The sequence below is a fragment of the Kluyvera genomosp. 3 genome, from assembly GCF_011765685.1.
Lineage (GTDB): Bacteria > Pseudomonadota > Gammaproteobacteria > Enterobacterales > Enterobacteriaceae > Kluyvera > Kluyvera georgiana_A.
The window spans coordinates 446,599-472,157 of record NZ_CP050321.1; the positions used below are offsets into that span (position 1 = coordinate 446,599).

The following is a 25,559-nucleotide window of genomic DNA, read 5'->3' on the forward strand; positions in this document are numbered from 1 at the left end:
TTCGATTTCACTATGTCACAGCCTACTTTTAATCACGATTCATTCCAGGCTGCCCTGACGCGTCAGTGGCAGCGTTTTGGCCTGCAGGCCGCTTCCGAAATGACGTCTCATCAGTGGTGGCAGGCTGTGAGCGGCGCGCTGGCTGAACAGCTGTCGGCGCAGCCGGTAGCGAAGCCAGCAAAAGATCAGCGTCACGTGAACTACATCTCCATGGAGTTCCTGATTGGCCGCCTGACCGGTAACAACCTGCTCAACCTCGGCTGGTATGAAGGGGTGAGTGAAGCGCTGAAGGGCTACAACATTAACCTGACTGACCTGCTGGAAGAAGAGACTGACCCGGCGCTGGGCAACGGTGGTTTGGGTCGTCTGGCGGCGTGCTTCCTCGACTCCATGGCGACCGTTGGCCAGTCCGCCACCGGCTATGGTCTGAACTACCAGTACGGTCTGTTCCGCCAGTCGTTTGCCGATGGCCAGCAGATGGAAGCACCGGATGACTGGCAGCGTGGTAGCTACCCGTGGTTCCGCCACAACGCTGCGCTGGATGTGCAGGTGGGCATTGGCGGTAAAGTGGTCAAAGGCGAATGGCAGCCTGCCTTCACGATTACCGGTGAAGCCTGGGATCTGCCGGTGCTGGGTTATCGTAACGGCGTCGCGCAGCCGCTGCGCCTGTGGCAGGCGAAACATGCGCACCCGTTCAACCTGACCAAATTCAACGACGGCGATTTCCTGCGCGCTGAGCAGCAGGGCATTGACGCTGAAAAACTGACGAAAGTGCTCTACCCGAACGACAACCATACCGCAGGTAAAAAACTGCGCCTGATGCAGCAGTACTTCCAGTGCGCCTGCTCGGTGGCCGATATTCTGCGTCGCCACCATCTGGCGGGCCGTAAGCTGCACGAACTGGCCGATTTCGAAGTCATCCAGTTGAACGATACTCACCCGACCATCGCCATTCCGGAACTGCTGCGCGTGCTGATTGACGAGCACCAGCTGAGCTGGGATGACGCCTGGGCTATCACCAGCAAAACCTTCGCTTACACCAACCACACCCTGATGCCAGAAGCGCTGGAGTGCTGGGATGAGAAGCTGGTGAAAGCGCTGCTGCCGCGTCACATGCAGATCATCAAAGAGATTAACGACCGCTTTAAGAAGCTGGTTGATGCCACCTGGCCGGGCGATGAAGCCGTATGGGCGAAGCTGGCCGTGGTGCACAACAAGCAGGTACGCATGGCGAACATGTGCGTGGTGAGCGGCTTTGCGGTTAACGGCGTGGCGGCGCTGCACTCTGACCTGGTGGTGAAGGATCTGTTCCCGGAATACCATCAGCTGTGGCCGACCCGTTTCCACAACGTCACCAACGGCATCACGCCGCGTCGCTGGATCAAACAGTGCAACCCGGCTCTGGCCGCGCTGCTGGATAAATCGCTGAAAAAAGAGTGGGCTAACGATCTCGACCAGCTGATTAATCTGGAAAAATACGCCGACGATGCGAAGTTCCGTCAGCAGTATCGTGACATCAAGCTGGCGAACAAAGAGCGCCTGGTGAAATTCATCAAGGCCCGTACCGGGATTGAGATTTCAAGCAACGCGATTTTTGATATTCAAATCAAACGTCTGCACGAATACAAACGTCAGCACCTGAACCTGCTGCACATTCTGGCGCTGTACAAAGAGATTCGCGAAAACCCGCAGGCTGACCGCGTACCGCGCGTGTTCCTGTTCGGGGCGAAAGCGGCGCCGGGCTACTACCTGGCGAAGAATATTATCTTTGCGATCAACAAAGTGGCTGAGGCGATCAATAACGATCCGCAGGTGGGCGATAAGCTGAAAGTGGTCTTCCTGCCGGATTACTGCGTGTCGGCGGCAGAGATGCTGATTCCGGCGGCGGACGTTTCTGAGCAGATTTCCACTGCCGGTAAAGAGGCCTCCGGCACCGGCAACATGAAGCTGGCGCTGAACGGCGCGCTGACCGTTGGTACGCTGGACGGTGCGAACGTAGAAATCGCCGAGAAGGTCGGTTCTGAAAACATCTTCATCTTCGGCCATACCGTCGAGCAGGTGAAAGAACTCAAAGCCAAAGGTTACGATCCGCTGAAATGGCGTAAAGCCGATAAGCTGTTGGACGCGGTGCTGAAAGAGCTGGAAAGCGGCAAGTACAGCGACGGCGACAAGCATGCCTTCGACCAGATGCTGCACAGCATCGGCAAAGAGGGCGGCGACCCGTACCTGGTGATGGCCGACTTTGCCGCCTATGTGGAAGCGCAGAAGCAGGTGGACGTGCTTTATCGTGACCAGGAAGCCTGGACGCGTGCGGCCATTCTGAACACCGCGCGCTGCGGCATGTTCAGCTCCGATCGTTCGATTCGCGATTACCAAAAACGTATCTGGCAGGCAAAACGCTAAGGACTGGCCTATGGAAAGCAAACGCCTCGATAATGCCGCGCTGGCGGCAGGCATTAGCCCTGACTATATCAATGCGCACGGCAAGCCGCAGTCTATCGGCGCAGACACCAAACGGCGCTTGCTTGACGCAATGCATCGTCCCGCGACCGCTTCGGTCGCGGCGACGCCGATACCGAACGTGATGGTTCTGACGTACGGTAAGAAAATGGCGCTGCCGGTTTCCGGCAGCGGCGAGTTTAGCTGGATCCTCACCACCGAAGAGGGCCAGCAGCATCACGGCAAGGCGACGGGCGGGAAAAATCTCAGCCTGCCGACGCGTCTGCCGGAGGGGTATCACTCCTTAACGTTGACTCAGGACGATCAGCGCTGGCACTGCCGGGTGATTATTGCGCCGGAACGCTGCTATGAACCACAGCCGCTGCAAGAGGCGAAAAAGCTGTGGGGCGCCTGCGTGCAGCTCTACACCCTGCGTTCGGAAAAGAACTGGGGTATCGGCGACTTCGGCGATCTGAAGGCGATGCTGCCGGAAGTGGCGAAGCGCGGCGGCGCGTTTATCGGCCTCAACCCGATTCATGCGCTTTATCCGGCTAACCCGGAGAGCGCGAGCCCGTACAGCCCGTCGTCGCGTCGCTGGATGAACGTTATCTATATCGACGTTAACGCGGTGGAAGACTTCAGACTGAGCGACGAGGCGCAGGCGTGGTGGAAACTGCCGGCGACTCAGCAGAAGCTGAAGGCCGCGCGCGACGTCGAGCAGGTGGACTACACCGCGGTCACCGAGCTTAAAATGACGGCCCTGCGTATGGCGTGGAAACGCTTTGCCAAACGTCACGACGAGCCGATGGCGGCCTTCCGTTACTTTGTTGATAAAGAGGGCGAAAGCCTGTACTGGCAGGCGGCGTTTGACGCGCTGCACGCTCATCAGGTGAAAGAAGATAAGCTGCGCTGGGGCTGGCCGGCCTGGCCGAAGGCGTATCAGAACATCGAAAGCCCGGAAGTGCACGCATTTTGTCAACAGCATGCCGACGAAGTCGATTTCTACCTTTGGCTACAGTGGCTGGCCTACACCCAGTTTGCCGAGTGCTGGGAAACCAGCCAGCGCGACGCCATGCCGATTGGCCTCTACCGCGACCTGGCGGTAGGTGTGGCTGAAGGCGGAGCCGAAACCTGGTGTGACCGTGAACTCTACTGCCTGAAGGCCTCCGTCGGCGCGCCGCCGGATATCCTTGGGCCGCTGGGGCAGAACTGGGGCCTGCCGCCGATGGATCCGCATATCATCGCCGCGCGTGCTTATGAACCGTTTATCGAGCTGCTGCGCGCCAACATGAAAAACTGCGGCGCGCTGCGTATCGACCACGTGATGTCCGTGCTGCGTCTGTGGTGGATTCCGTACGGCGAAACTGCCGATCACGGTGCTTACGTGCAGTATCCGGTGGATGCGCTGCTGTCGATTCTGGCGCTGGAAAGTAAACGTCATCGCTGCATGGTCATTGGCGAAGATCTGGGGACGGTGCCGGTGGAAATCGTCGGCAAGCTGCGTAAGAGCGGCGTCTACTCGTACAAAGTGCTCTATTTTGAGAACGACAGTGAGAAGACGTTCCGTGCGCCGAAAGCTTATCCGGAGCAGTCAATGGCCGTGGCCACGACCCATGACCTGCCGACGCTGCGCGGTTACTGGGAAAGCGGCGATCTGACGCTGGGCAATGCGTTGGGTCTCTACCCGGACGCAGACGTATTGCGTGGGCTGTATCAGGACCGTGAACTGGCGAAGCAGGGGCTGCTCGACGCGCTGCATAAATATGGCGCGCTGCCTAAACGCGCAGGGCATAAGGCGTCGCTGATGTCGATGACTTCAACCCTGAGCCGCGGCATGCAGCGTTATATCGCGGACAGCAACAGCGCGCTGCTGGGCCTACAGCCGGAAGACTGGCTGCAGATGTCCGCGCCGGTCAATATTCCCGGCACCAGCACCGAGTATCCGAACTGGCGACGCAAGCTTACGACAACGCTGGAGGCGATGTTTGCCGATGAGAGTGTGAACAAGCTGATTAAAGATTTGGATAAGCGCCGGAAAGCGGCGAGCAAGAAGAAGTAACCATCATATCTAGCCATAAAAAAACGCCGGGGAAAGCCCCGGCGTTTTTATTTCGAGATTTCGTGGTGTTACACCACCATCCCTAGCAGCAGACAACCGACCAGACCGCAAACCGAGATAATGGTTTCCAGCATTGACCAGGACTTGATGGTCTCACCGATGGTCAGGTTGAAGTACTCCTTGAACAGCCAGAAGCCTGGATCGTTCACGTGGGAGAAGATGACGGAACCGGAACCTACCGCGATAACCATCAGCTCCGGGCTCACGCCGGTGGTGGCAATCAGCGGAGCGGCAATACCGCCCGCGGTGATGGCGGCAACGGTTGCGGAGCCCAGCGCGATACGCAGAACGGCAGCGATAGACCATGCCATAAACAGCGGAGATACGTTGGACTCGTGCATGATAGACGCGATGTACTTATCTACGCCGGAGTCGACCAGCACCTGCTTGAAGGCGCCGCCGCCGCCGATGATCAGCAGCATCATGGCAATGATTTTAATGGAGGAGATCAGCGTATCGTTGATGTCATCCATTGAGCGGCCACGGTTCAGACCGAAGGTGAAGATAGCGATCAGCACGGCGATCAGCGTTGCCATCACCGGGTCACCGAAGAACTCAGCGGCAGGCAGCAGCGCGTGGCCTTTCGGCAGCACCATCTCAGCCACGGCGCGCATCGCCATCAGGATAACCGGCACCAGAGAGGTCCAGACGCTCACGCCAAAGGACGGCATCTCTTCATCGGTGAAGGTTTTCGGGTTGTGCAGACCTTCCGGGATCGGCTTGTCGATGCTTTTCAGGCAGCGTGCGTAAACCGGGCCTGCCAGAATGACGGTCGGAATCGCCAGCAGGGTGCCGTACAGCAGGGTTTTACCCATGTCTGCGTGGAAGATGGTGGCGATAGCAGTCGGGCCCGGGTGCGGAGGCAGGAAGCCATGGGTCACCGAGAGCGCGGCAGCCATCGGCACGCCGACGTACAGCAGCGGAATACGCGCGTTGGCGGCAATGGTGAAGACCAGCGGCAGCAGCAGCACGAAGCCCACTTCGTAGAACAGCGCGAAGCCGACGGTGAAACCGGTCAGTACGACCGCCCACTGAATGTACTTGCGGCCAAATTTGTCGATAAGCGTGGTGGCAATACGCTGCGCGCCGCCGCAGTCGGCCAGCATTTTGCCGAGCATGGCGCCAAAGCCCATAATCAGCGCCAGGCTGCCAAGGGTGCCGCCGACGCCGTTTTTAATCGACACGATCACTTTGTCCAGCGGCATGCCCTGCATTAAGCCGACGGCTAACGCCACCAGCACCAGAGCGATAAACCCGTTCATTTTGAAACGGATCATCAGCAGTAATAAGAGGATAACCCCGATAGCTACGATGATTAATGGCATAACTTATCCAGCCTTTAATTTGTTATGGGTAACGTCACTGTTGTTGCGACAACTTCCAATTGTCCCTACAGAGGGAATAGGTACTGACTTCTTCACGCCACCGTCTGTTGTATGACTCAGACAAAGGATAGCTGGCTATTTATTTAACGCGGTGGTGTGTGTTGCGATGATACGGGTAACATGTGGAGGTTGAGAATAACCCTGTGCATTGAAATGTGAAATCTGCGACGGTAGTCAAATAATTGGTAGGGTTATTGCCGTTTTTCGGGCGGAAATTTGCGAGGAATGTTGCGCGGTAACATTACGCTATGGCGAAAGATTGTGCAGCCGGAGAGCAGAGAAAATCCCCGGGGTCGGCGTAAGCGCCTCGCCCGGGACGATCGCGAAACATCTTAGTAGTAAGAGTGCTCGCCGCGCTGGTGTTCGGTCAGATCGCGTACGCCTTTCAGGTCCGGGAACTCGGCCAGCAGCTGCTTTTCAATGCCATCTTTCAGGGTGACATCGATCATTGAGCAGCCGTTACAACCGCCGCCAAATTGCAGAATGGCATAGCCATCTTCGGTGATTTCCATCAGCGACACGCGACCACCGTGGCCGGCGAGCTGCGGGTTAACCTGTGATTGCAGCATGTACTCCACGCGCTCCATCAGCGGGGCGTCGTCGGACACTTTGCGCATTTTGGCGTTCGGTGCTTTCAGCGTCAGCTGAGAGCCGAGCTGGTCGGTGACAAAATCGATTTCCGCATCTTCCAGATACGGAGCGCTCAGCTCGTCGACATAGGCGGTGAGCTGTTCAAATTTCAGGGCTGTATCACTTGCTTCCACCGCATCCGGCGGGCAGTAAGAAACGCCGCATTCTGCGTTAGGCGTACCAGGGTTAATCACAAATACGCGGATTTGTGTCCCTTCTTCCTGATTTTGCAGAAGTTTGGCAAAGTGCGCTTGCGCAGTATCGGAAATACGGATCATAGCTTTGACCTAATAGTTGACTACTTTAGTTGGTTATAATACGCCCATCGCTGGGGGTCTACAAGGTGCGGCACAGACACCATACCTGAACGCTCGCCGCGCCGTTTCGCAAAAGCAGGCGGGAAATTTCAGCCACGGTACTCCCCGTCGTGACCACATCATCCACAATCACCATATGGCGCCCACGTATGGATAATTCAAGCTGGAAAGCATTTTTCAGGTTGTGCTTGCGCAACCGGGCGCTGAGCTGATGCTGGGTCGCCGTTGGGCGAATACGCGTAAGAGCCCGGGGCTGATAATCGGCGTGTAACCAGTGTGCCAGCGCACGACAGAGCAGCTCGCTTTGATTATAGCCTCGCCGCCAGTGACGGCGTTGCCACAACGGAACGCTGATAAGCTGCACAGGAGCGGGTAGGTCGGTTCGTTGACGAACGGCCAGCAACAGTAGACGCGCCAGCGTGGATGCCAGCTCTGGGTTACCGCTGAACTTGAAGCGGTGGATTAACTGACTGAGCGGAGGACGATAGTCGTTAATCGCCACCAGCCGCTGCCATGGCGGCGGTTTTTGCAGGCAGCGTCCGCAGGGGATTCCGGCGTTTTCTGCCGGCAGGCCGCACTGCGGACAATGGCTCCCTTGCGCAAACAGCGTTTTGGCGCAGCGCGAACAGATGCCCCACGCAGGCATCGCCAGCGGCATTTGGCATAGCCAGCACGCGCCGTGGACTGTTAGCATAATCCCTCCTTAAGCGAAGAAACGAGAACGATAGCTGATGAACGACATCTGGTGGCAAACCACGGGCGAAGGAAATTGTCATCTTGTGCTGCTGCACGGATGGGGGCTGAATGCACAGGTCTGGGATTGCATCACGCCGGAATTGAGCGCGTATTTTACGCTGCACCTGGTCGACCTGCCGGGTTACGGACGTAGCGGTGAATGGGGTGCCATGACGCTGGAAGCGATGGCGGAGAAGGTGCTGGAAAATGCCCCTGAACGGGCCATCTGGCTGGGCTGGAGCCTGGGAGGGCTGGTGGCGAGCCAGATTGCCTTGAATCACCCGACGCGCGTGCAGGCATTGGTTACCGTGGCGTCGTCTCCTTGCTTTAGCGCGCAGGATGAGTGGCCGGGCATTAAGCCGGAAGTGCTCAGCGGCTTTCAGCAGCAGTTGAGCGAAGATTTTCAGCGTACCGTTGAACGTTTCCTGGCGTTGCAAACCTTAGGCACCGAAAGTGCCCGACAGGATGCTCGTGCGCTGAAACAAGCGGTGTTATCGCTGCCGATGCCGTCGTCTGAGGTGCTCAACGGCGGCCTGGAGATCCTCAAAACCGCGGATTTACGCGAGCCGCTGACGGCGCTGGATTTACCGTTCCTGCGCCTGTATGGCCGACTCGATGGCCTGGTGCCGCGCAAGATTGTTCCGCAGTTGGATGCGCTGTGGCCTCGGAGCGAATCGCTCATTTTTGACAAAGCGGCCCATGCGCCGTTTATCTCTCATCCACAGGCGTTTTGCGCACCTTTGGTGGCGTTGAAAAAGCAAATTGAGAAATAATTCTGTGCGGACGTGGTAAAAAAGATATTCATAGCAATACTTAAGCTGTTGCGGCAGGTGATTATTTCGCGCACCCGCGCAGCGCAAATAACAACCCTAAGGAGAGTAGAGGCTATGAAATTTGTTACAGGTATTGTTGCATCTCTGGTGATTGGCTCCCTGTCGTTTGGTGCGTTTGCTGCTAAAGAGATCCAGAAGGAAGATGTTGCCAAGCTTAAGCTGACGAAAATCGGCAACATCACCACCTCGCGTACTACTTCGCCAATGGATGCGAAGCGCGATCTGTCGAAAAAGGCGGATGAGCTGGGTGGTAAGTATTATGTGATTATTGCGGGTGGGAAAAACGAAAAAACCGTCCACGGTAACGCGGACGTCTACAAGTAAGTTTTGCCTTTTACTCCCGACGCTGCTGACAGCGTCGGGGATAACCTCTTAACGTAGCGCCCACCACTCACGCAGGCACGCTTTGCCTTCCGGGCAGCTTTTGCAGCTACCGCTCAGGCAGCCATCAGCGTCTTCCTGAATTTTCACCACTTTTCCCATCGCTTCTAAGCGGCTCAGCATGGCGTCAACTAACGCTTGCGGCGTATGCAGTTGGGCGCTGAGCTGTGAGGCTTCCATGCGTCCTTGCAGGGCCAGCGTGTCGCGTATTTCGATCAATGACGCCATCATCGCTCCTTAGTGGCAATCGCCAGCCGGGCTGGAGCAGCAGGACGTCGGCGTTTTGCGCGTCGCCAGCAGGGAGACATCCACCCGGCTACGGGCGCGGCGCAGCAGACCGAGCACCACAATGTTGAACAGAATCACCGCCAGAATGCACACCAGGCTGTAGCGTGGATGCTGGCTGAAGCTGACTGTCTGGTAGTAGAGCGTGGACAGCGAGTAGGCGATATTCAGCCCCCACAGGATGGAGAACGTCATCCAGCCACGGCTCGATTCACGGGCTATCGCCCCCATTACCGAAATGCACGGAATGTAGAGCAACACGAAAATCAGGTAGCTGTACGCTGCCGCCGCGCTGCCGAATTTGCTGCCCATCACGCCCATTGCGCCGGTTTCCATCTCGCCATCGCCTTTGCTGGCTTCGATGGGGTTGGCCAGTACGCTGAGGCTGAAGGTGTCTTTCAGGCCTTGCCAGGTTTCATCGAGCGCGCCCAGCAGTTCATCACCGAGATGGAATTCCTGCGGGTTGAACGCTTCGTTCTGGATGTCTTCAGCGGTGTAGAGGGTGTTCAGCGTCCCCACCACCACTTCTTTTGCCATCGCCCCGGTAAACAGGCCGACGGTGGCTTGCCAGTTATCTTCATGCACGCCAATCGGTTTAAACACTGGCGTAATCGCGCGGCTGACAGAGGCCAGCGCCGAGTCGTTGATGTTGTCGACGATCTTGCCGCTGAACGAGAAGCTGTTCAGTGCGCTCAGGAAAATACTGACAATCACGATAACTTTACCGGCGCGCAGCACGAAGCCTTTCAGGCGCTGCCAGGTCTGGATGAACAGGCTTTTGATGTGCGGTACGTGGTAGACCGGCAGTTCCATGACGAACGGCGAGGCTTCGCCACGCATGATGGTGTATTTGAGCATCAGGCCGGTGAGGATGGCGATAACGATCCCCAACACATAGAGCGAGAAGACCACCAGCGCGCCGCCCTGGCCGAAGAAGGCCGCGGCGAAGACCGCGAAGATAGCCAGACGCGCGCCACAGGACATAAACGGCGCCATCATAATGGTCATCAGGCGTTCACGCGGGGCATCCAACGTACGGGCGCCCATCACCGACGGCACGTTACAGCCGAAGCCGACGATCAGCGGCACAAAGGATTTCCCCGGCAGACCAAGTGCCTGCATCAGGCGGTCCATGACGAAGGCGGCGCGAGCCATATAGCCGGAGTCTTCAAGGAACGAGAGGAACAGGTACATCATGCCGATTTGCGGCACCAGCGGCAGAACGGTGTTGATACCGCCGCCGAGCCCCTGCGCCAGGAATACGGTCAGCCAGTCCGGGAAGTGCAGGGTGTAGCCAATCCACTGAATACCGTGAATAAAGAGCGCTACCGAGCCGCCGTCGAAGATGGGCTGTAAGGCACCGCCGATATTAATCGCCAGCAGGAACATCAGGTACATCACGAACAGAAAGACCGGCAGCCCCAGCACGCGGTTGAGGACGATTTTATCCAGCGCGGCGGTAAAACGGCTTGGTTCGGCGGTCAGCGTATTGCTGACGGCGTCGCAGATAGCGGCGATGCTCTGGTAGCGAGCGTCGGCGATATGCAAAGCGGGATCGTCCAGCTCTTCGCTCAGGTGCGCCAGCGAAACGTCCAGCTTATGCGCCGCATCGCCGGCGTAGGCGCGGCTGTAGATATCGCCTTCCAGCATCTGCATACCCAGCCAATGGCGCTGGCGCTCCGGAATGTCCTGCGCCATCTCTTTGGCCAGATTATCGGCTTCACGCAGCAGCGGCTGCGGGTAGTGCACCAGCTCCAGCGGCTGATTGCCCTTGTGGCGATCAATCGCCATTTTCAGCGCTTCAATGCCGCGGGCGCGGGTCGATACCAGCGGTACCACCGGGCAGCCGAGACGAGCGGAAAGGGCGTCGACATCGATGCGAATCTGCTGTTTCTCGGCGATATCCAGCATGTTCAGCGCGACCACGCACGGAATGCCCAGCTCGAGTAATTGCAGCGTCAAATACAGGTTACGTTCCAGGTTGGAGGCGTCGACCACGTTAATCAGCAGGTCGGCATCGCCGCTGAGAATGTAGTGGCAGGCGATTTGTTCATCCAGCGAGGTTTGTGACGAGATAGTGGTCAGCGAGTAGGTGCCCGGCAGGTCGACAAGGGTGACCTGATGATCGGTGGTGGCGAAAGACCCTTCTTTACGTTCAACCGTCACACCCGCCCAGTTGCCTACGCGCTGGCGCGCGCCGGTCAGCTGATTGAATAAGGTTGTCTTGCCGGAATTAGGATTACCAATTAGACCGATGGTTAATTTTTTCATTTTTCAGACTCTTATTACCGGGCTGAAGTCATTGCGCGACAGGTTCTAATTCGATTAGCGCGAGATCTTTTTTACGCAGTACCAGGCTTACGCGACGGGTTTCAATATGAATGGGGTCACCCAAGGGCGCAACGCGAACGACATGGAATGATGAGCCAGGCAGCATGCCCAATGAGAGGAGTTTCTGCCGATAGGCTGGGCTAATTTCGCGGGAGAAACCAACAATCTTCCACGCAGTATCCGGTGTAAATTGCATAGAACCTACTTATTTTATCGCTAGCTGGACGAGGGAGTGCCCGCGTGCGGCCAGATGGCGGCAAGGGCATCGTCAACGAATAAAGAATAAAATGCACTGCAAATGATGATAATGAGAATGGTTTTTATCATCAATACATAATATGCGGTTGGTGGGAGTTTTGCGCACTATTTGCACTTTTTTTGATATTACTCAAGCAACGCATTGTAGCGATAAATCAATTAACCGATATTTACATCGCTTAATGTTTAATTAAGGTTTCATTGGTTAATAAAATAAAACGTGATGCAGTTTATTATTAAAAGTTGCGCGAAAATATTAATTACTGAGGGCGAGATAAGGCGCGAAGCGAATGCGTCACGGCTGGTGATGTAAAACGCCTTATCCCCCATGCAGGCTGGATAAGGCGTTTATCGATTAGCGTTTTTTACCCATTGCTGCGGCTAAAGCGTCCATCATGGCGCTGTTACCGGCAGGCTGAGCTTCGCGGCCGCGCGGCTTGGCCGCTTTCGCCGCTGGACGTCCGCTGTTCTGCGGACGGTCATTACCGCCGCCACGACGGGCGTTGGTTTCACCCGGCTGCTCATCCAGACGCATAGTCAGGGCGATACGTTTACGCTGCAAATCGACCTCCAGCACCTTCACTTTGACGATATCGCCTGCTTTCACCACGGTGTGTGGATCTTCGACGAATTTATCCGCCAGCGAGGAGATATGCACCAGGCCGTCCTGGTGCACGCCGATATCGACAAAGGCGCCAAAGTTGGTGACGTTGGTCACCGCGCCTTCGAGGATCATTCCCGGCAGCAGGTCGTTCATGGTTTCGACGCCATCGGCGAACTTCGCGGTTTTAAATTCCGGACGCGGGTCGCGGCCCGGTTTTTCCAGCTCTTTGATGATGTCGGTGACGGTCGGTACGCCAAAACGTTCGTCGGTAAACTCAGAGGCTTTCAGGCCGCGAAGTTCACTGCTGTTGCCCATCAGATCTTTCAGCGCCTGCTGGGTGGCCGCCAGAATGCGTTCAACCACCGGGTAGGCTTCCGGGTGCACGGTGGAAGCGTCCAGCGGGTTATCGCCGTGGTTGATGCGCAGGAAGCCCGCGCACTGCTCGAACGCTTTCGGCCCCAGACGACTTACCTTCAGCAACTGCTGGCGGTTCTGGAACTGGCCATTCTCATCGCGCCAGGCGACGATGTTCTGCGCCATCATGCGCGTCAGGCCCGCGACGCGGGTCAGCAGCGGCACGGAGGCGGTGTTCAAGTCCACGCCGACGGCGTTCACGCAGTCCTCGACGACCGCATCCAGCTTACGCGCCAGCTGCGTCTGGCTGACGTCATGCTGGTACTGGCCCACCCCGATGGATTTCGGGTCGATTTTCACCAGCTCGGCCAGTGGGTCCTGCAGACGACGGGCGATAGACACCGCGCCGCGCAGGGAAACGTCGAGATCCGGGAATTCCTGCGCCGCCAGTTCGGAAGCGGAATACACCGACGCGCCTGCTTCGCTGACGATCACCTTCTGCGCGGTGACTTGCGGGAACTGTTTCTGCACATCGAGGAAGAAACGCTCGGTTTCGCGTGAGGCGGTACCGTTGCCGATCGCCACCAGCTCCACGTTGTGTTTTTCGCACAGCGCCGCCACGGCGACCGCCGCTTTCGCCGCCTGCCCGGTGTGCGGGTAGATGGTATCCGTCGCCACCAGCTTGCCGGTGCCGTCCACCACCGCCACCTTCACGCCGGTACGCAGACCAGGGTCGAGGCCCATGGTGGCGCGCAGACCGGCTGGTGCAGCCATCAGCAGATCGTGCAGGTTACGGGCGAAGACGTTGATGGCTTCATCTTCCGCGCGTTCGCGCACGGTGCCCATCAGTTCGGTTTCGAGGTGCATCAGCACTTTGATGCGCCAGGTCCAGCTCACCACGCCTTTGCGCCAGCTATCCGCCGGGGCGTTGTTCAGGCGCAGGCCGAGGTGGTCGATAATAATCTGTTCGCAGTGGCTCTCTTTCGGCGGCTCGTCGAACTGCGGATCGGCGTTGAGCGAGAGTTGCAGAATACCTTCGTTGCGCCCGCGGAACATCGCCAGCGCGCGGTGGGAAGGGGTGGTTGAAATCGGTTCGTGATGGTCGAAGTAGTCGCGGAACTTCGCGCCTTCTTCTTCCTTACCGCTGACCACTTTGGCCACCAGGTGGGCGTTCTTCCACAGGTAGTCGCGCACTTTCGCCAGCAGGCCGGCATCTTCCGCGAAGCGTTCCATCAGGATATAGCGCGCGCCGTCGAGGGCCGCTTTGGTATCCGCGACGCCCTTATCGACATCGATAAATTTCGCCGCCTCGGTTTCCGGGTCGTGAGACGGTTCGCTCCACAGCAGATCGGCCAGCGGCTCGAGACCCGCTTCAATGGCAATTTGCCCGCGGGTGCGGCGCTTCTGTTTATACGGTAAGTAGAGGTCTTCCAGCTCGGTCTTGTTGAGCGTGCCGTTGATGGCTTTTTCCAGCGCTTCGGTCAGCTTGCCCTGCTCACCGATGGATTTCAGAATGACCTGACGACGGTCTTCCAGCTCACGCAAATACCCCAGGCGAGTTTCCAGATTACGCAGTTGCGTGTCATCCAGTCCGCCGGTGATTTCCTTACGATAACGTGCAATAAACGGCACGGTGTTCCCTTCATCAAGCAGGCGAACGGCGGCTTCCACCTGTTCGGCTCTGGCCTGAAGTTCACCCGCAATAATGCGGCAGAGCGAATCATTCATCATGGCTTGGTTTCACTGTTAGGTCATAAAATCAGGGGACAGTTATACGGATTGACTGGCAAAAATGCCAGTCATCAGCGGGGGCTTCGGATTGTTCCGGCGTTATTTTACGTAATCGATCGCATTTACGTACCAGCTGGCCTCACCCGCTGGCGTGTTGACGACCGCGAGATCGCCGACCTCTTTTTTCAATAGCGCACGGGCCATTGGCGAGTCGATCGAAATGTAGTCCTTGCGGCCAAAAATCTCGTCGTAGCCGACAATGCGAAAACGCTTGGTATCGCCGTCGTCGTTTTCAATCTCTACCCACGCGCCAAAAAAGACTTTGCCTTCCTGCTGCGGCGAGTAATCGACGATACGCAGATTTTCCAGACACTTGGTTAAATAACGAACGCGGCGGTCAATCTCCCTTAAGCGTTTTTTATTATACTGGTAGTCAGCGTTTTCACTGCGATCGCCAAGGCTCGCGGCCCAGGTCACTTTTTTGGTGACCTCCGGGCGCTCTTCGCGCCAGAGATAATCCATCTCTTGTTTGAGCTTTTCGTACCCTTCACGGGTGATCAACGGTGTTTTCATCTTACGTGCTTACCTGGCTGCCGAGGAAATATTGCGCACAATACGTATTACGTGAGCATACCGACAGAATAAATAATGTGTATTAAGATTCATTGTATACTTAACTCGCTGTTAAATATGCTTTGTAACAATTTAGCCTGGAATTTATACCAGATTTAGCTGGTCGCAAGCGCAGGCTTTTTTGAGAATACATGCTGATTAATTGTTGCGAACCTTTGGGAGTAAAAACAATGCAAGAGAATTATAAGATTCTTGTTGTGGATGACGACATGCGCCTGCGCGCGTTACTGGAGCGTTATCTGACCGAGCAGGGTTTCCAGGTTCGAAGCGTGGCTAACGCCGAACAGATGGACAGATTGCTGACCCGTGAATCCTTCCATCTGATGGTGCTGGATCTCATGCTGCCGGGTGAAGATGGCCTCTCCATCTGCCGCCGCCTGCGCAGCCAAAGCAACCCGATGCCGATCATTATGGTGACGGCGAAAGGGGAAGAAGTTGACCGTATCGTGGGCCTGGAAATCGGCGCCGACGACTACATTCCGAAACCGTTCAACCCGCGTGAACTGCTGGCCCGTATCCGTGCCGTGCTGCGCCGTCAGGCGAACGAACTGCCGGGCGCGCCTTCGCAGGAAGAAGCGGTTATTGCCTTTGGTAAGTTCAAACTGAACCTCGGTACCCGCGAAATGTTCCGTGAAGACGAGCCGATGCCGCTGACCAGCGGTGAGTTTGCGGTGCTGAAAGCGCTGGTGAGCCACCCGCGCGAGCCGCTGTCTCGTGACAAGCTGATGAACCTGGCGCGTGGTCGTGAATACTCGGCGATGGAACGTTCCATCGACGTGCAGATCTCCCGCCTGCGCCGTATGGTGGAAGAAGATCCGGCGCACCCGCGCTATATTCAGACCGTATGGGGTCTGGGCTACGTGTTTGTCCCGGACGGCTCTAAAGCATGAGGCGACTGCGCTTCTCGCCACGAAGTTCATTTGCCCGCACGTTATTGCTGATTGTCACCTTGCTGTTCGTCAGCCTGGTGACAACCTATCTGGTGGTGTTGAATTTCGCGATTCTGCCCAGCCTGCAGCAGTTTAATAAAGTCTTAGCCTACGAAGTGCGTATGCTGATGACCGATAAACTGCAGTTGGAGGACGGCACGCAGCTGGTCGTGCCGCCGGCGTTTCGCCGCGAGATCTATCGCGAACTGGGCATTTCGCTCTATTCCGATGAAGCCGCAGAAGAGGCTGGCCTGCGCTGGGCGCAGCACTATGAGTTTCTGAGTCAGCAGATGGCTCAGCAGCTCGGCGGGCCGACCGAGGTGCGCGTCGAAGTCAATAAAAGCTCCCCGGTGGTGTGGTTGAAGACCTGGCTGTCGCCCAATATCTGGGTGCGCGTGCCGCTGACCGAGATCCATCAGGGAGACTTCTCCCCACTGTTTCGTTACACCCTGGCGATTATGCTGCTGGCGATAGGCGGCGCATGGCTGTTTATCCGCATCCAGAACCGACCCCTGGTCGACCTGGAGCACGCGGCGCTTCAGGTCGGTAAAGGGATTATTCCCCCGCCGCTGCGCGAGTATGGCGCGTCGGAGGTGCGTTCGGTGACCCGGGCCTTTAACCATATGGCCGCGGGCGTGAAGCAGCTGTCGGATGACCGTACGCTGCTCATGGCGGGCGTCAGTCACGATCTGCGTACGCCGCTCACGCGTATTCGTCTGGCAACCGAGATGATGGGCGAGCAGGACGGGTATCTGGCTGAATCAATCAATAAAGATATCGAAGAGTGCAACGCCATCATCGAGCAGTTTATTGATTACCTGCGTACCGGTCAGGAGATGCCGCTGGAGTTTATCGATCTCAACACCGTTCTCGGTGAGGTGATTGCAGCGGAAAGCGGCTACGAGCGTGAAATCGCCACCAACCTGCTGGATGGCGATATCCCGGTGCGTGTGCATCCGCTGTCCATCAAGCGCGCGCTGGCCAATATGGTGGTGAACGCGGCCCGTTACGGTAACGGCTGGATTAAAGTCAGCAGTGGTCGTGAAGCGCATCGCGCCTGGTTCCAGGTGGAAGATGACGGCCCGGGCATCAAGCCCGAGCAGCGTAAGCATCTGTTCCAGCCGTTTGTGCGTGGCGATAGCGCCCGTACCATCAGTGGAACAGGGCTGGGGCTGGCGATTGTGCAGCGCATCATTGATAACCACAACGGACTGCTGGAGTTAGACACCAGTGAGCGGGGTGGGCTGTTGATTCGCGCCTGGTTGCCAATACCGGCAGGCCAGATGCCATCGGGCAGCAAAGAAAGCTAAAAAAAACCGCTGGGGAAAACCCCGGCGGTTTTTGCTTGTAGGCCCGGTAAGCATCGCGCCACCGGGCAATCTAACGGTACTTACAGCTGCGGCCCTGCACTGACCAGCGCGGCGCCAGCTGGCGTGTCGGTGTATTTCTCAAAGTTCTCTTTGAACAATTTCGCCAGCGTTTCGGCCTTCTCCTGCCACTGCTCCGGCGAACCGTAGGTATTACGCGGATCGAGGATGTGGGTGTCGACGCCTGGCAGCGCGGTTGGGATCTGCAGGTTAAACATCGGCAGGGTGAAGGTTTCAGCGTTGTCCAGCGAACCGTCGAGGATGGCATCAATGATGGCGCGCGTATTCTGGATGGAGATACGTTTGCCGGTGCCGTTCCAGCCGGTGTTCACCAGGTAGGCCTGAGCGCCCGCCGCCTGCATGCGTTTCACCAGCACTTCCGCATACTGCGTTGGGTGCAGCGACAGGAACGCCGCGCCGAAACAGGCGGAGAAGGTTGGCGTCGGTTCGGTGACGCCGCGCTCGGTGCCCGCCAGCTTCGCGGTGAAGCCAGACAGGAAGTGGTACTGCGTCTGGTCGGCGGTGAGGCGCGAAACCGGCGGCAGTACGCCGAACGCATCGGCAGTCAGGAAGATAACTTTGGTCGCGTGGCCCGCTTTTGACACCGGCTTGACGATATTGTCGATGTGATAAATCGGGTAGGAAACGCGGGTGTTTTCGGTTTTTGAGCCGTCGTCGAAGTCGATACTGCCGTCCTCACGCACCACCACGTTTTCCAGCAGCGCGTCGCGGCGAATGGCGTGGTAGATATCCGGCTCAGCCGCTTCCGACAGCTTAATGGTTTTGGCGTAGCAGCCGCCTTCAAAGTTAAACACGCCGTCGTCATCCCAGCCGTGTTCGTCATCGCCAATCAGACGACGTTTCGGGTCGGTAGACAGGGTGGTTTTCCCGGTGCCGGAGAGGCCGAAGAACACGGCGACATCGCCTTTCTCGCCGACGTTCGCGGAACAGTGCATGGACGCAATGCCCTGCAGCGGCAGCAGGTAGTTCATGATGGAGAACATACCCTTTTTCATTTCGCCGCCGTACCAGGTCCCGCCAATCAGCTGGATACGTTCCGTCAGGTTAAACGCGATGAAGTTTTCCGAGTTGAGACCCTGTTCTTTCCACTGCGGGTTGGTGCACTTCGCGCCGTTCATAACGATAAAGTCAGGTTTAAACGTCTTCAGCTCTTCATCGGTTGGGCGAATAAACATGTTTTTGACGAAGTGCGCCTGCCAGGCCACCTCGGTGATAAAACGGACGGACAGACGGGTGTCTTCATTAGCGCCGCAGAAGGCGTCAATGATAAACAGACGTTTGCCGGACAGCTGTTCTGACACCAGGCCTTTCAGATGTTGCCAGATTTCAGGTGACAGAGGCTTATTGTCATTTTTTCCGTTGCCCTTATCAGACCACCACACGGTGTCGCGGGTTGTGTCATCGCGAACAATGTATTTGTCCTTTGGAGAACGGCCGGTAAAGATACCGGTGTCGACAGAAATTGCTCCCAGGTTCGTCAGTACACCACGCTCATAACCTTCCAGGTTAGGATCGAGTTCTTCTTGATACAATGTATCGTAATCGGGGTTGTAGACGATATCCTGTACGTCGTTAATACCATAAGCCTTGAGGTCCTGCGGGGTTATACCGTTGCGCATTTCACTGCTCCTTAGCCAATATGTACTACCATAAATTCTATGGGTATTTTAGGGGTGTTGACCGCGACCAGGCTCATAGATTTACGTATCCCGACAAACGTCTTACTTACGAAAACATTGTGACTCCTGTCACGAAGCGACAGGGATTATGACAGGAAACACCGCGTATTTGGCACGAATGTTCTTAAATGGTTACAAAATGGTTTAATTGACAGCGTAAATGTGAATGTAATCGCATTTATGAAAGAAAATTACGTAATGCTTTCAGAACAAAAATCGATTCACCTCGCCTGTCGATACAGCGTATTTCGGTTCTGTTTCGTTCAATGAGATACTCTATTTACCCTATCCTGAAGCAGGGACACTGATATGGATACTGTGACACCGCTTTCCTCGCCAACCCGCTGGGGCATGGTGCTAACCGGCCTGGTACAAGGGTTGCTGTGCTACCTGCTGGTGACTGAGCTTATTCCTCACCCTGGTTGGTGGATATTTTATGGATTGCCCGGCAGCCTGGCATTATCTTCTGTGCTGCTGTTTAGCATCATCTCGTTTCGCCAGCGCGCGCTGTGGGGCTGGCTGGCCGTTATTCTGGCGGTCGTCCTCGCCATGAGCGGATGGCTGAAAAGCAACCTCAACGGCGATGATTCATGGCGGCAGTACGATGCCCTGTTCCGTTATGGTTGGTGTTTACTGTTGATGGCGCTAATGATTTTGCCGTGGATACAGTTTCAGCTCCACCCCCATCCGGGAAGCTATCGCTATGTGCATTTCTATGATCAACAGTGGCAGAACGCGCTGACGCTGCTGCTGATTGGCGTCGCTAATGGTCTGGTCTGGCTCATCTTCCTGCTGTGGAGCGGGCTGTTTGAGCTGGCGAATATTACCTTCTTCTCTCATCTGTTCTTTGAGACGGAATGGTTTATTTACCTCGTTATTGGCCTGGTAACGGCGCTGACGGTGATTCTGGCGCGGCAGAACGTGCGGCTGGTGAGCGCCATTCATAAGCTGCTGACGCTGCTTGCTACTGGCCTGCTGCCGTTAGTTTCGCTGCTGGCGATTCTGTTCCTCGTGACGTTGGCGTTTACCGGGCTGACGGTGATTTCGCAGCGCGTGTCCGCCGCACTGCTGCTGATCACCTTAGCGCTGAGTCAGCTGTTGCTGACGGCGATGGTTTGGCAGCCGCAGCAATCGCGATTGAGCTATCCACGGCCGCTGCGCTATCTCATCATTACGGCGATGGTGCTTACGCCGGTGTATGCGGCGATTGCCGGCTGGGCGCTGTGGATGAGAATCGGGCAGTACGGCTGGACGTCGGAGCGCCTGCACGGCACGCTGGTGGTGGTGGTCTTGCTGGTCTGGTCGCTGGGCTATGTGCTGAGTCTGCTGCGCCGCCGGGAAGATCCTTCGCCGCTGATGGGCCAGGTGCATCTGGTGGTCTCGCTACTGGCGCTGGCGCTGCTGGTACTGCTCTATACGCCGGTTCTCGACAGCTGGCGCATTAGCGTGAATAGCCATATGGCGCGCTATCATGAGGGCAAAATTAACGCCGATCAGGTCAGTCTGTATATGCTTTCACACAGCGGTAAACCGGGGCGTGAAGCGCTGCTTATACTGCAAAAAGATCCGGAATTTACCCAGGACGCCAGGCGACAGAGGCAACTGACGCGGCTGCTCAATGGCGATCTCACTCCGACAGAAAAACTGACGCCGCTGATGCTGGCGAAAAACGTCGTCGTGGCGCCTGGCAGCCAGTCACCGGACGCCGCGCTGTGGGCTGCGATTATAGAACGCCGCTATCTGGTGGAATCCTGCAGCGACATCGATAGCTGTGTGCTGGTCAGTCAGGATCTTAACGGTGACGGCCAGCCGGAACAGGTCCTGTACGCGTTTGGCGATCGCACCGTTCTGGTGTTTGGTCAGGGGGCAAAAGGCTGGGAGTTTAAAGCCAGCGCAACGCTGCCTGCGGGGGTAAATAAAGAGAAGCTGCTACGGGCGGCGGAAGAGGGCAAAGTGGGCGCGAAGCCGAAGGCGTGGCAGGATATGACGCTGGGGGATGAAACGGTGGTGCTGGAGTATCGGCGCTAAACTTATTCGATCAGAGTAGGCCTGATAGCGCTACGCGCATCAGGCCTACGTCCCGAACGGCAGAATTAATGCACCTGCGGATCCGCCGGAGAAGCGTTATTACGAATCTCGGAGATATCCATCGCGTTAAACACGTAGTGGCTACCGCAGTAGTCGCAGTGCATATCGATCTCGCCTTCTTCTTCCAGAATGCTGTTGATCTCTTCATCCGGCAGCGTTTTCAGCGCGCCTGCACAGCGTTCGCGAGAACAGGTGCACTTGAACTCTACGCCCTGCGGGTCGTACAGCGTCACCTCTTCTTCGTGGTATAAACGCCACAGCACATCGTTGGCCGGCAGCGTGAACAGCTCTTCGGCCTTGATGGTGTCGGTCAGCGCCGCCAGATGGTCGAAATCGTCCGCCAGGGCGTTCTGCGCGGGCATCACCTGCAATAACATACCGCCTGCGGCTGGTTTACCCTCAGACTCACCGGTACGGATAATCAGACGAGTAGGCAGCTGTTCGGAACGCTGGAAGTAATCTTCCAGGCATGCCGCCAGCGTATCGCCTTCCAGACCGACCACGCCCTGATAACGTTCACCTTCGGCTGGGGTAATGGTAATCACCAGATAGCCGTTGCCGATCAGTGTTTTCAGGTCGGCATCCGCTGGGATCTCACCCTGTACACGGGCTACGCCGCGCAGCTGCTGGTGGTTGTTACCGTTAATCACCGCCAGCGTCATCGGGCCATCGCCCTGCAGCTGAACGGTAATATCGCCTTCAAACTTCAGCGTCGCGGTCAGCAGGCTGGTGGCAACCAGCAGCTCCGCCAGCACGTTTTTTACCGGCTGCGGGTAGTTGTGGCCTGCCAGAATCTGTTCGAGCGTTTCGGATACGGTGACCAGTTCGCCACGTACGGCATAGTTTTCAAACAGATAGCGATGTAATTGATCGTGTTGAGTCATAATATTCTCTCTTGGGGTGGCAGTTATTCACTGTCGCCGTATTTAAATCTCATCAGGTCGCGCCGCTCTTTTTTATCCGGCCTTCTGTCCGGATGCGGCATGGTCAGCGCATTTAGCTTGCGCGCCAGAGCGACTTTTTCGCGCTTTTCGATACTTTCCGCCGTCTCTTCATACAGGGTGACGGCCTCCGTCGCGGGGCGGCGCTGCTCGGTAATGGCTTTCACCACTACGGTGCGTTCGTCATTTCCCTGACGTAGCGTCAATTGGGCGTTCAGTTCGACAACTTTACTGGGCTTGGAACGCTGCCCGTTATAATGAACTTTACCGCCTTCAATCATTTCGCGTGCCAGGGCGCGGGTCTTATAAAAACGCGCGGCCCAGAGCCACTTATCCAGCCTGACGCCGTCAGTGGGCTTCTCTTTCATGGTCACTCCTTCACGTGCAGTGAGGGGATCAGACGACGGTAATCGTTAAGTGCGGGATGACGCAGATACGCTTTTTCCGCCATGCCCGAATCGGGGTTAGTGACGCCGAGGCAATAGCGAATCCCAAAGCGTGCGGCGGCATCCAGAATCGCCTCGCTATCGTCGATGAACAGCGTGCGTTCGGCTTTCAGTCCCGTCTTTTCCGCCACAGCCTGCCATAACCGCTGATCCTCTTTCGGATAACCAAATGTATGGGTGGAAAGTAATAAATCAAGGTGTGCGTCGAGACCCGTGTGTTCCAGCTTCACCGCCAGGTTGTGTGGATGTGCGTTAGTCAGCAAGATACGGCGTTTGCCACTGGCTTTCAGCGCATTCAGGAAGGGGACGGTATCATCACGCAGCACCGCGCGCGGCCCCTGCTCGCTGGTCATCGAGCAGATATCCAGACCCAGTCGCTCGCTCCAGTAGTCCAGACAGTACCAGTTTAGCGTATGTTGCACCGCGTGGTACTCCTGGCGGATGGCTTCCTGCGCCGCCTGTACGCTGATGCCATGCTTAGCGCCGTAGGTTTCCGGTACCAGCTTTTGCCAGAAATAGCTGTCGAAGGCGAGGTCGAGGAGCGTGCCGTCCATGTCCAGAAGTACGGTATCAACCTCTTGCCAGGCGATGTCGAAATGCATGCTGAGTCTCCAGACGGAAGAAATGCGCGACAGAGTAACATAACTCTGTCGCGACGGGTGAGGCGGCTAGTGGGTCGGAAAATCGGACTTAAAGTCATCCGGTGACGAAAGCAGAACCGGATTGATGCAGCTTTCGTAGTATTTCTGGATTTCGGTCAGACGTTCCCGATGGCGATGGTAGCGGCGCAGCGCCTGAATGCCGTTGTAAATTGTGCAGACAATCATCGCCAGCATCAGCAGCGTGGTGGCCAGATAGTGCCACAACCCGCTGCTGTCCGGCATGCGGTGCAGGTTGATGTGCTGGGTGCCGTTGGCATCGGTATAGAGATTTGTCACGATACCTTCGGCGTGGAACGGGGTGTGCATCAGCATACCCGCCAGACGCTGGAACTCGTTCCACTGCTCGCGTGCAGGGTAGTCGTACAGGCTGGTGGTTGGGTACGGCTGGGTCACAAAGTCGCTGCCTTCATCGCTGGTGATGAGGAAACCGCCCGGCGCCGGGCTGTTGAGCGCCTGCGCCGCGCGCGCGGTTTCGCGCAGAATAAACGGGGCGGTAGAGGTCTCTACCAGGTTATCCAGCGATTCGGCGCTGACCGGGCGCAGCAGGACGTTAACGCCGTCGAGCTTACCGGAGTTGGCGCGCTTCACCAGCGCATCCCAGTCGCGGGTGTTGCCAAGGTTGACCAGCGCATTCTTCAGCCGCACGCAGTCGTCGGCCGCTGAGCACAGATCTTTCGTTTTCAGCACAATATCGGCGAAGTCATCCAGCAGGACCATCCCGGATTTCTGAATGGCGGAACGCAGCGCGGGGCTGACGCGGGAATCATCGTCCGCAGAAGGATGCAGTTGACGATTGACCGCTTGTACCAGCGCGGTGGCTTTACTGACGGTTTCGGATTCAGGCAGCGGCAGACGCGGCGCATCGTTCCAGATAATCTGCGAGCAGTCGAATGGCAGGAATGGCGAACTTTCCTGTGCCGTCCACGTACCGGGTGAGTGAATGTTGCACATCCCGATGCCGCTCAGTTGCAGCGTGTCGCCTACGCGTACGCCTGCCTGCGTCAACTGGCGAACGTCTTTGGCTTCTACGGTTTGCGCGCCTTTCAGCCATGAAATCGTAAACTTAAACGGCATATTCAGCGGCACGCTCACCCACATCATGATCGCCACCAGCAACGCGCCGCCAGCGATGACTGCGCTGCGCAGCCAGTGCTGTAGAGGGAAGTTTTTGACTTCATCATGCAGCGAGAGGAAACGCCCCTGACGGACAACGTGTCGGTCGAGGTAGATATCGATATCCGTTTTCTGCCCCAGATCCTGTGCCACAAAAGGCTGCCAGTGACGTGGGTAGATGAGGTCGATAATGCCGAGTGAGATGTTGTTGATCTGTTCCTGATCGTTTTCGCCAAACAGGCCCCAACGCTTGGGGGTGCCGCGCAGACAGTGGATCTCGCGCAGAGAGGATTTGGTAGGAGGAGCAAACAGTCCCCATAGCCCGCCCGCGAGCAGCAGCACCGCACCGCCCAGTACCCACGGGGTAAACACCGACGGGGCAATCAGGCTGCAGTAAAACAGCAAAAACGCCGCGGCAATGAGCAGCGCTTCGCGCAGCCCGTCGGGGCGGCTTAGCGCGTGTTCTTCATGGGTTTCCTGGCGAATGTTAAGTAGTTCAATTTGTTCGCTTTCTTCACCACGAATCGAGGCTTGCGTTGATGTGGTCGACTCCAGCGCGAAATTATGGCTCTCTTGCGAGTAGGACTTAAGTGAATGGCCGTTGAGCCCGATGACCAGTGGCATATCGTCGGTGACGATAAGCTCAATGCTGTTTTCATCGGTAATATGTTGTTCCCAGAATGGCGGCAGGTGTACTTCCACGGAGTCGAGGAAATAGCGCCATTTATTCGGGTCGTCGGTGGTAATACCGTAGCGCGTGATCGCGCGAGTCAGCGTGAACACGGTCCCGCTTTGCGCATTGAGCGTCAGCGCCGTAGGCGCGATCGTTGAGCCGGACGCCGGAACCTGCAAATCGCGGTTCAGATCGCCCAGATAGTTTTCAACGCCCTGGCGCTCTTCATCGGTCAGTTTCCGCGTGGTTGCGCCCGGAAAAAGGTGCAGCCACGGTAATTGAAGGCGTTTTGTTCTTTTACGCAAGAGCCAACCGACCAGCACGGCGCAGATCAGTATCGCTACGGTAAAGATCATCAATGTGCCCATGCTTTTCCCATCATACTTTTTCTTAGAGGTCTCTTGAGTCGCCCGCTTTTCTTATAAACCATCGGCACGTATTACAGAGGTACTATAAAGAGTTTATAGACTCTCGCAAAACGTAAGCATAACAAACCCATCCTCTGACGAGTATCAGTAAATTCTCAATTGCAATTCAAGCTCTTGACATTTATCCAGAAATGAGAGATGGGTGGATAAAGGTTGCAATGATGTAAATAAAACGCT

At 56.7% G+C, this 25,559-nt stretch carries 20 protein-coding genes; 7 read left to right on the forward strand and 13 right to left on the reverse strand.

What is annotated here, in order from left to right; all coding sequences use genetic code 11:
• Nucleotides 1-12 precede the first annotated feature (12 nt).
• The gene (malP, locus tag GY169_RS02060; RefSeq protein ID WP_163446732.1) at nt 13-2,403 is read left to right on the forward strand and encodes a maltodextrin phosphorylase; all 2,391 of its coding nucleotides are present in this window, start codon (nt 13-15) and stop codon (nt 2,401-2,403) included.
• 10 nt (nt 2,404-2,413) lie between these two features.
• Nucleotides 2,414-4,498, forward strand: a complete 2,085-nt coding sequence (gene malQ, locus GY169_RS02065) for a 4-alpha-glucanotransferase (RefSeq protein ID WP_167574901.1) — start codon at nt 2,414-2,416, stop codon at nt 4,496-4,498.
• A 68-nt stretch (nt 4,499-4,566) separates the two neighbouring features.
• Here the strand turns inward: malQ and gntT are convergent, their stop codons facing one another.
• The 3 genes from gntT to gntX form a co-directional block, all read right to left on the reverse strand.
• Nucleotides 4,567-5,883, reverse strand: a complete 1,317-nt coding sequence (gntT, locus tag GY169_RS02070) for a gluconate transporter (protein WP_163446728.1) — start codon at nt 5,881-5,883, stop codon at nt 4,567-4,569.
• A gap of 392 nt (nt 5,884-6,275) precedes the next feature.
• Nucleotides 6,276-6,851, reverse strand: coding sequence for a Fe-S biogenesis protein NfuA (gene nfuA, locus GY169_RS02075; RefSeq protein ID WP_064541454.1), 576 nt, complete (start codon nt 6,849-6,851; stop codon nt 6,276-6,278).
• 58 nt (nt 6,852-6,909) lie between these two features.
• Complete coding sequence (gene gntX, locus GY169_RS02080; protein WP_167574902.1) at nt 6,910-7,584, reverse strand: DNA utilization protein GntX; 675 nt, start codon at nt 7,582-7,584, stop codon at nt 6,910-6,912.
• Nucleotides 7,585-7,621: 37 nt separating this feature from the next.
• On the opposite strand from gntX, the gene bioH reads away from it, so the two are divergent.
• The gene (gene bioH, locus GY169_RS02085; RefSeq protein WP_167574903.1) at nt 7,622-8,398 is read left to right on the forward strand and encodes a pimeloyl-ACP methyl ester esterase BioH; all 777 of its coding nucleotides are present in this window, start codon (nt 7,622-7,624) and stop codon (nt 8,396-8,398) included.
• A gap of 114 nt (nt 8,399-8,512) precedes the next feature.
• Nucleotides 8,513-8,782 carry a YdgH/BhsA/McbA-like domain containing protein gene (locus GY169_RS02090; RefSeq protein WP_064541463.1) on the forward strand — a complete coding sequence of 90 codons (270 nt, stop codon included), beginning with the start codon at nt 8,513-8,515 and terminating at the stop codon, nt 8,780-8,782.
• A gap of 48 nt (nt 8,783-8,830) precedes the next feature.
• Here the strand turns inward: GY169_RS02090 and feoC are convergent, their stop codons facing one another.
• The 5 genes from feoC to greB all read right to left on the reverse strand — a co-directional run bounded on the left by feoC (nt 8,831) and on the right by greB (nt 14,975).
• A complete protein-coding gene (gene feoC / locus GY169_RS02095) occupies nt 8,831-9,067 on the reverse strand; it encodes a [Fe-S]-dependent transcriptional repressor FeoC (RefSeq protein ID WP_163446722.1) in 237 nt (78 codons plus the stop codon).
• A gap of 9 nt (nt 9,068-9,076) precedes the next feature.
• The gene (gene feoB / locus GY169_RS02100; RefSeq protein WP_167574904.1) at nt 9,077-11,395 is read right to left on the reverse strand and encodes a Fe(2+) transporter permease subunit FeoB; all 2,319 of its coding nucleotides are present in this window, start codon (nt 11,393-11,395) and stop codon (nt 9,077-9,079) included.
• A gap of 28 nt (nt 11,396-11,423) precedes the next feature.
• Nucleotides 11,424-11,651 (reverse strand): ferrous iron transporter A, encoded by a 228-nt coding sequence (feoA, locus tag GY169_RS02105; protein WP_167574905.1) that lies wholly within the window; start codon nt 11,649-11,651, stop codon nt 11,424-11,426.
• A gap of 417 nt (nt 11,652-12,068) precedes the next feature.
• Nucleotides 12,069-14,402 carry a Tex family protein gene (locus GY169_RS02110; RefSeq protein WP_167574906.1) on the reverse strand — a complete coding sequence of 778 codons (2,334 nt, stop codon included), beginning with the start codon at nt 14,400-14,402 and terminating at the stop codon, nt 12,069-12,071.
• A 99-nt stretch (nt 14,403-14,501) separates the two neighbouring features.
• The gene (gene greB / locus GY169_RS02115; protein WP_064541476.1) at nt 14,502-14,975 is read right to left on the reverse strand and encodes a transcription elongation factor GreB; all 474 of its coding nucleotides are present in this window, start codon (nt 14,973-14,975) and stop codon (nt 14,502-14,504) included.
• Between the two features lie 230 nt (nt 14,976-15,205).
• On the opposite strand from greB, the gene ompR reads away from it, so the two are divergent.
• Together ompR and envZ are read left to right on the forward strand one after the other, a co-directional pair.
• A complete protein-coding gene (gene ompR / locus GY169_RS02120) occupies nt 15,206-15,925 on the forward strand; it encodes a two-component system response regulator OmpR (RefSeq protein ID WP_001157751.1) in 720 nt (239 codons plus the stop codon).
• Entirely contained in the window at nt 15,922-17,274 is a 1,353-nt protein-coding gene (gene envZ / locus GY169_RS02125) for a two-component system sensor histidine kinase EnvZ (protein ID WP_163446716.1), read from the forward strand. The genes ompR and envZ overlap by 4 nt, the downstream gene beginning before the upstream one ends.
• Before the next feature lie 80 nt (nt 17,275-17,354).
• Here envZ and pckA read toward each other — a convergent pair whose 3' ends face one another.
• Nucleotides 17,355-18,971 carry a phosphoenolpyruvate carboxykinase (ATP) gene (pckA, locus tag GY169_RS02130; RefSeq protein WP_064541482.1) on the reverse strand — a complete coding sequence of 539 codons (1,617 nt, stop codon included), beginning with the start codon at nt 18,969-18,971 and terminating at the stop codon, nt 17,355-17,357.
• Nucleotides 18,972-19,340: 369 nt separating this feature from the next.
• Here pckA and GY169_RS02135 point away from each other — a divergent pair, with 369 nt between their 5' ends.
• The gene (locus GY169_RS02135) at nt 19,341-21,059 is read left to right on the forward strand and encodes a DUF4153 domain-containing protein (protein WP_167574907.1); all 1,719 of its coding nucleotides are present in this window, start codon (nt 19,341-19,343) and stop codon (nt 21,057-21,059) included.
• Between the two features lie 65 nt (nt 21,060-21,124).
• Here the strand turns inward: GY169_RS02135 and hslO are convergent, their stop codons facing one another.
• The 4 genes from hslO to GY169_RS02155 all read right to left on the reverse strand — a co-directional run bounded on the left by hslO (nt 21,125) and on the right by GY169_RS02155 (nt 25,322).
• Entirely contained in the window at nt 21,125-22,003 is an 879-nt protein-coding gene (gene hslO, locus GY169_RS02140; protein WP_167574908.1) for an Hsp33 family molecular chaperone HslO, read from the reverse strand.
• Between the two features lie 23 nt (nt 22,004-22,026).
• Nucleotides 22,027-22,428 carry a ribosome-associated heat shock protein Hsp15 gene (gene hslR / locus GY169_RS02145; RefSeq protein WP_163446710.1) on the reverse strand — a complete coding sequence of 134 codons (402 nt, stop codon included), beginning with the start codon at nt 22,426-22,428 and terminating at the stop codon, nt 22,027-22,029.
• Between the two features lie 2 nt (nt 22,429-22,430).
• Entirely contained in the window at nt 22,431-23,108 is a 678-nt protein-coding gene (yrfG, locus tag GY169_RS02150; RefSeq protein WP_163446708.1) for a GMP/IMP nucleotidase, read from the reverse strand.
• A 66-nt stretch (nt 23,109-23,174) separates the two neighbouring features.
• A complete protein-coding gene (locus GY169_RS02155; protein WP_167574909.1) occupies nt 23,175-25,322 on the reverse strand; it encodes an intracellular growth attenuator family protein in 2,148 nt (715 codons plus the stop codon).
• Nucleotides 25,323-25,559: the final 237 nt, after the last annotated feature.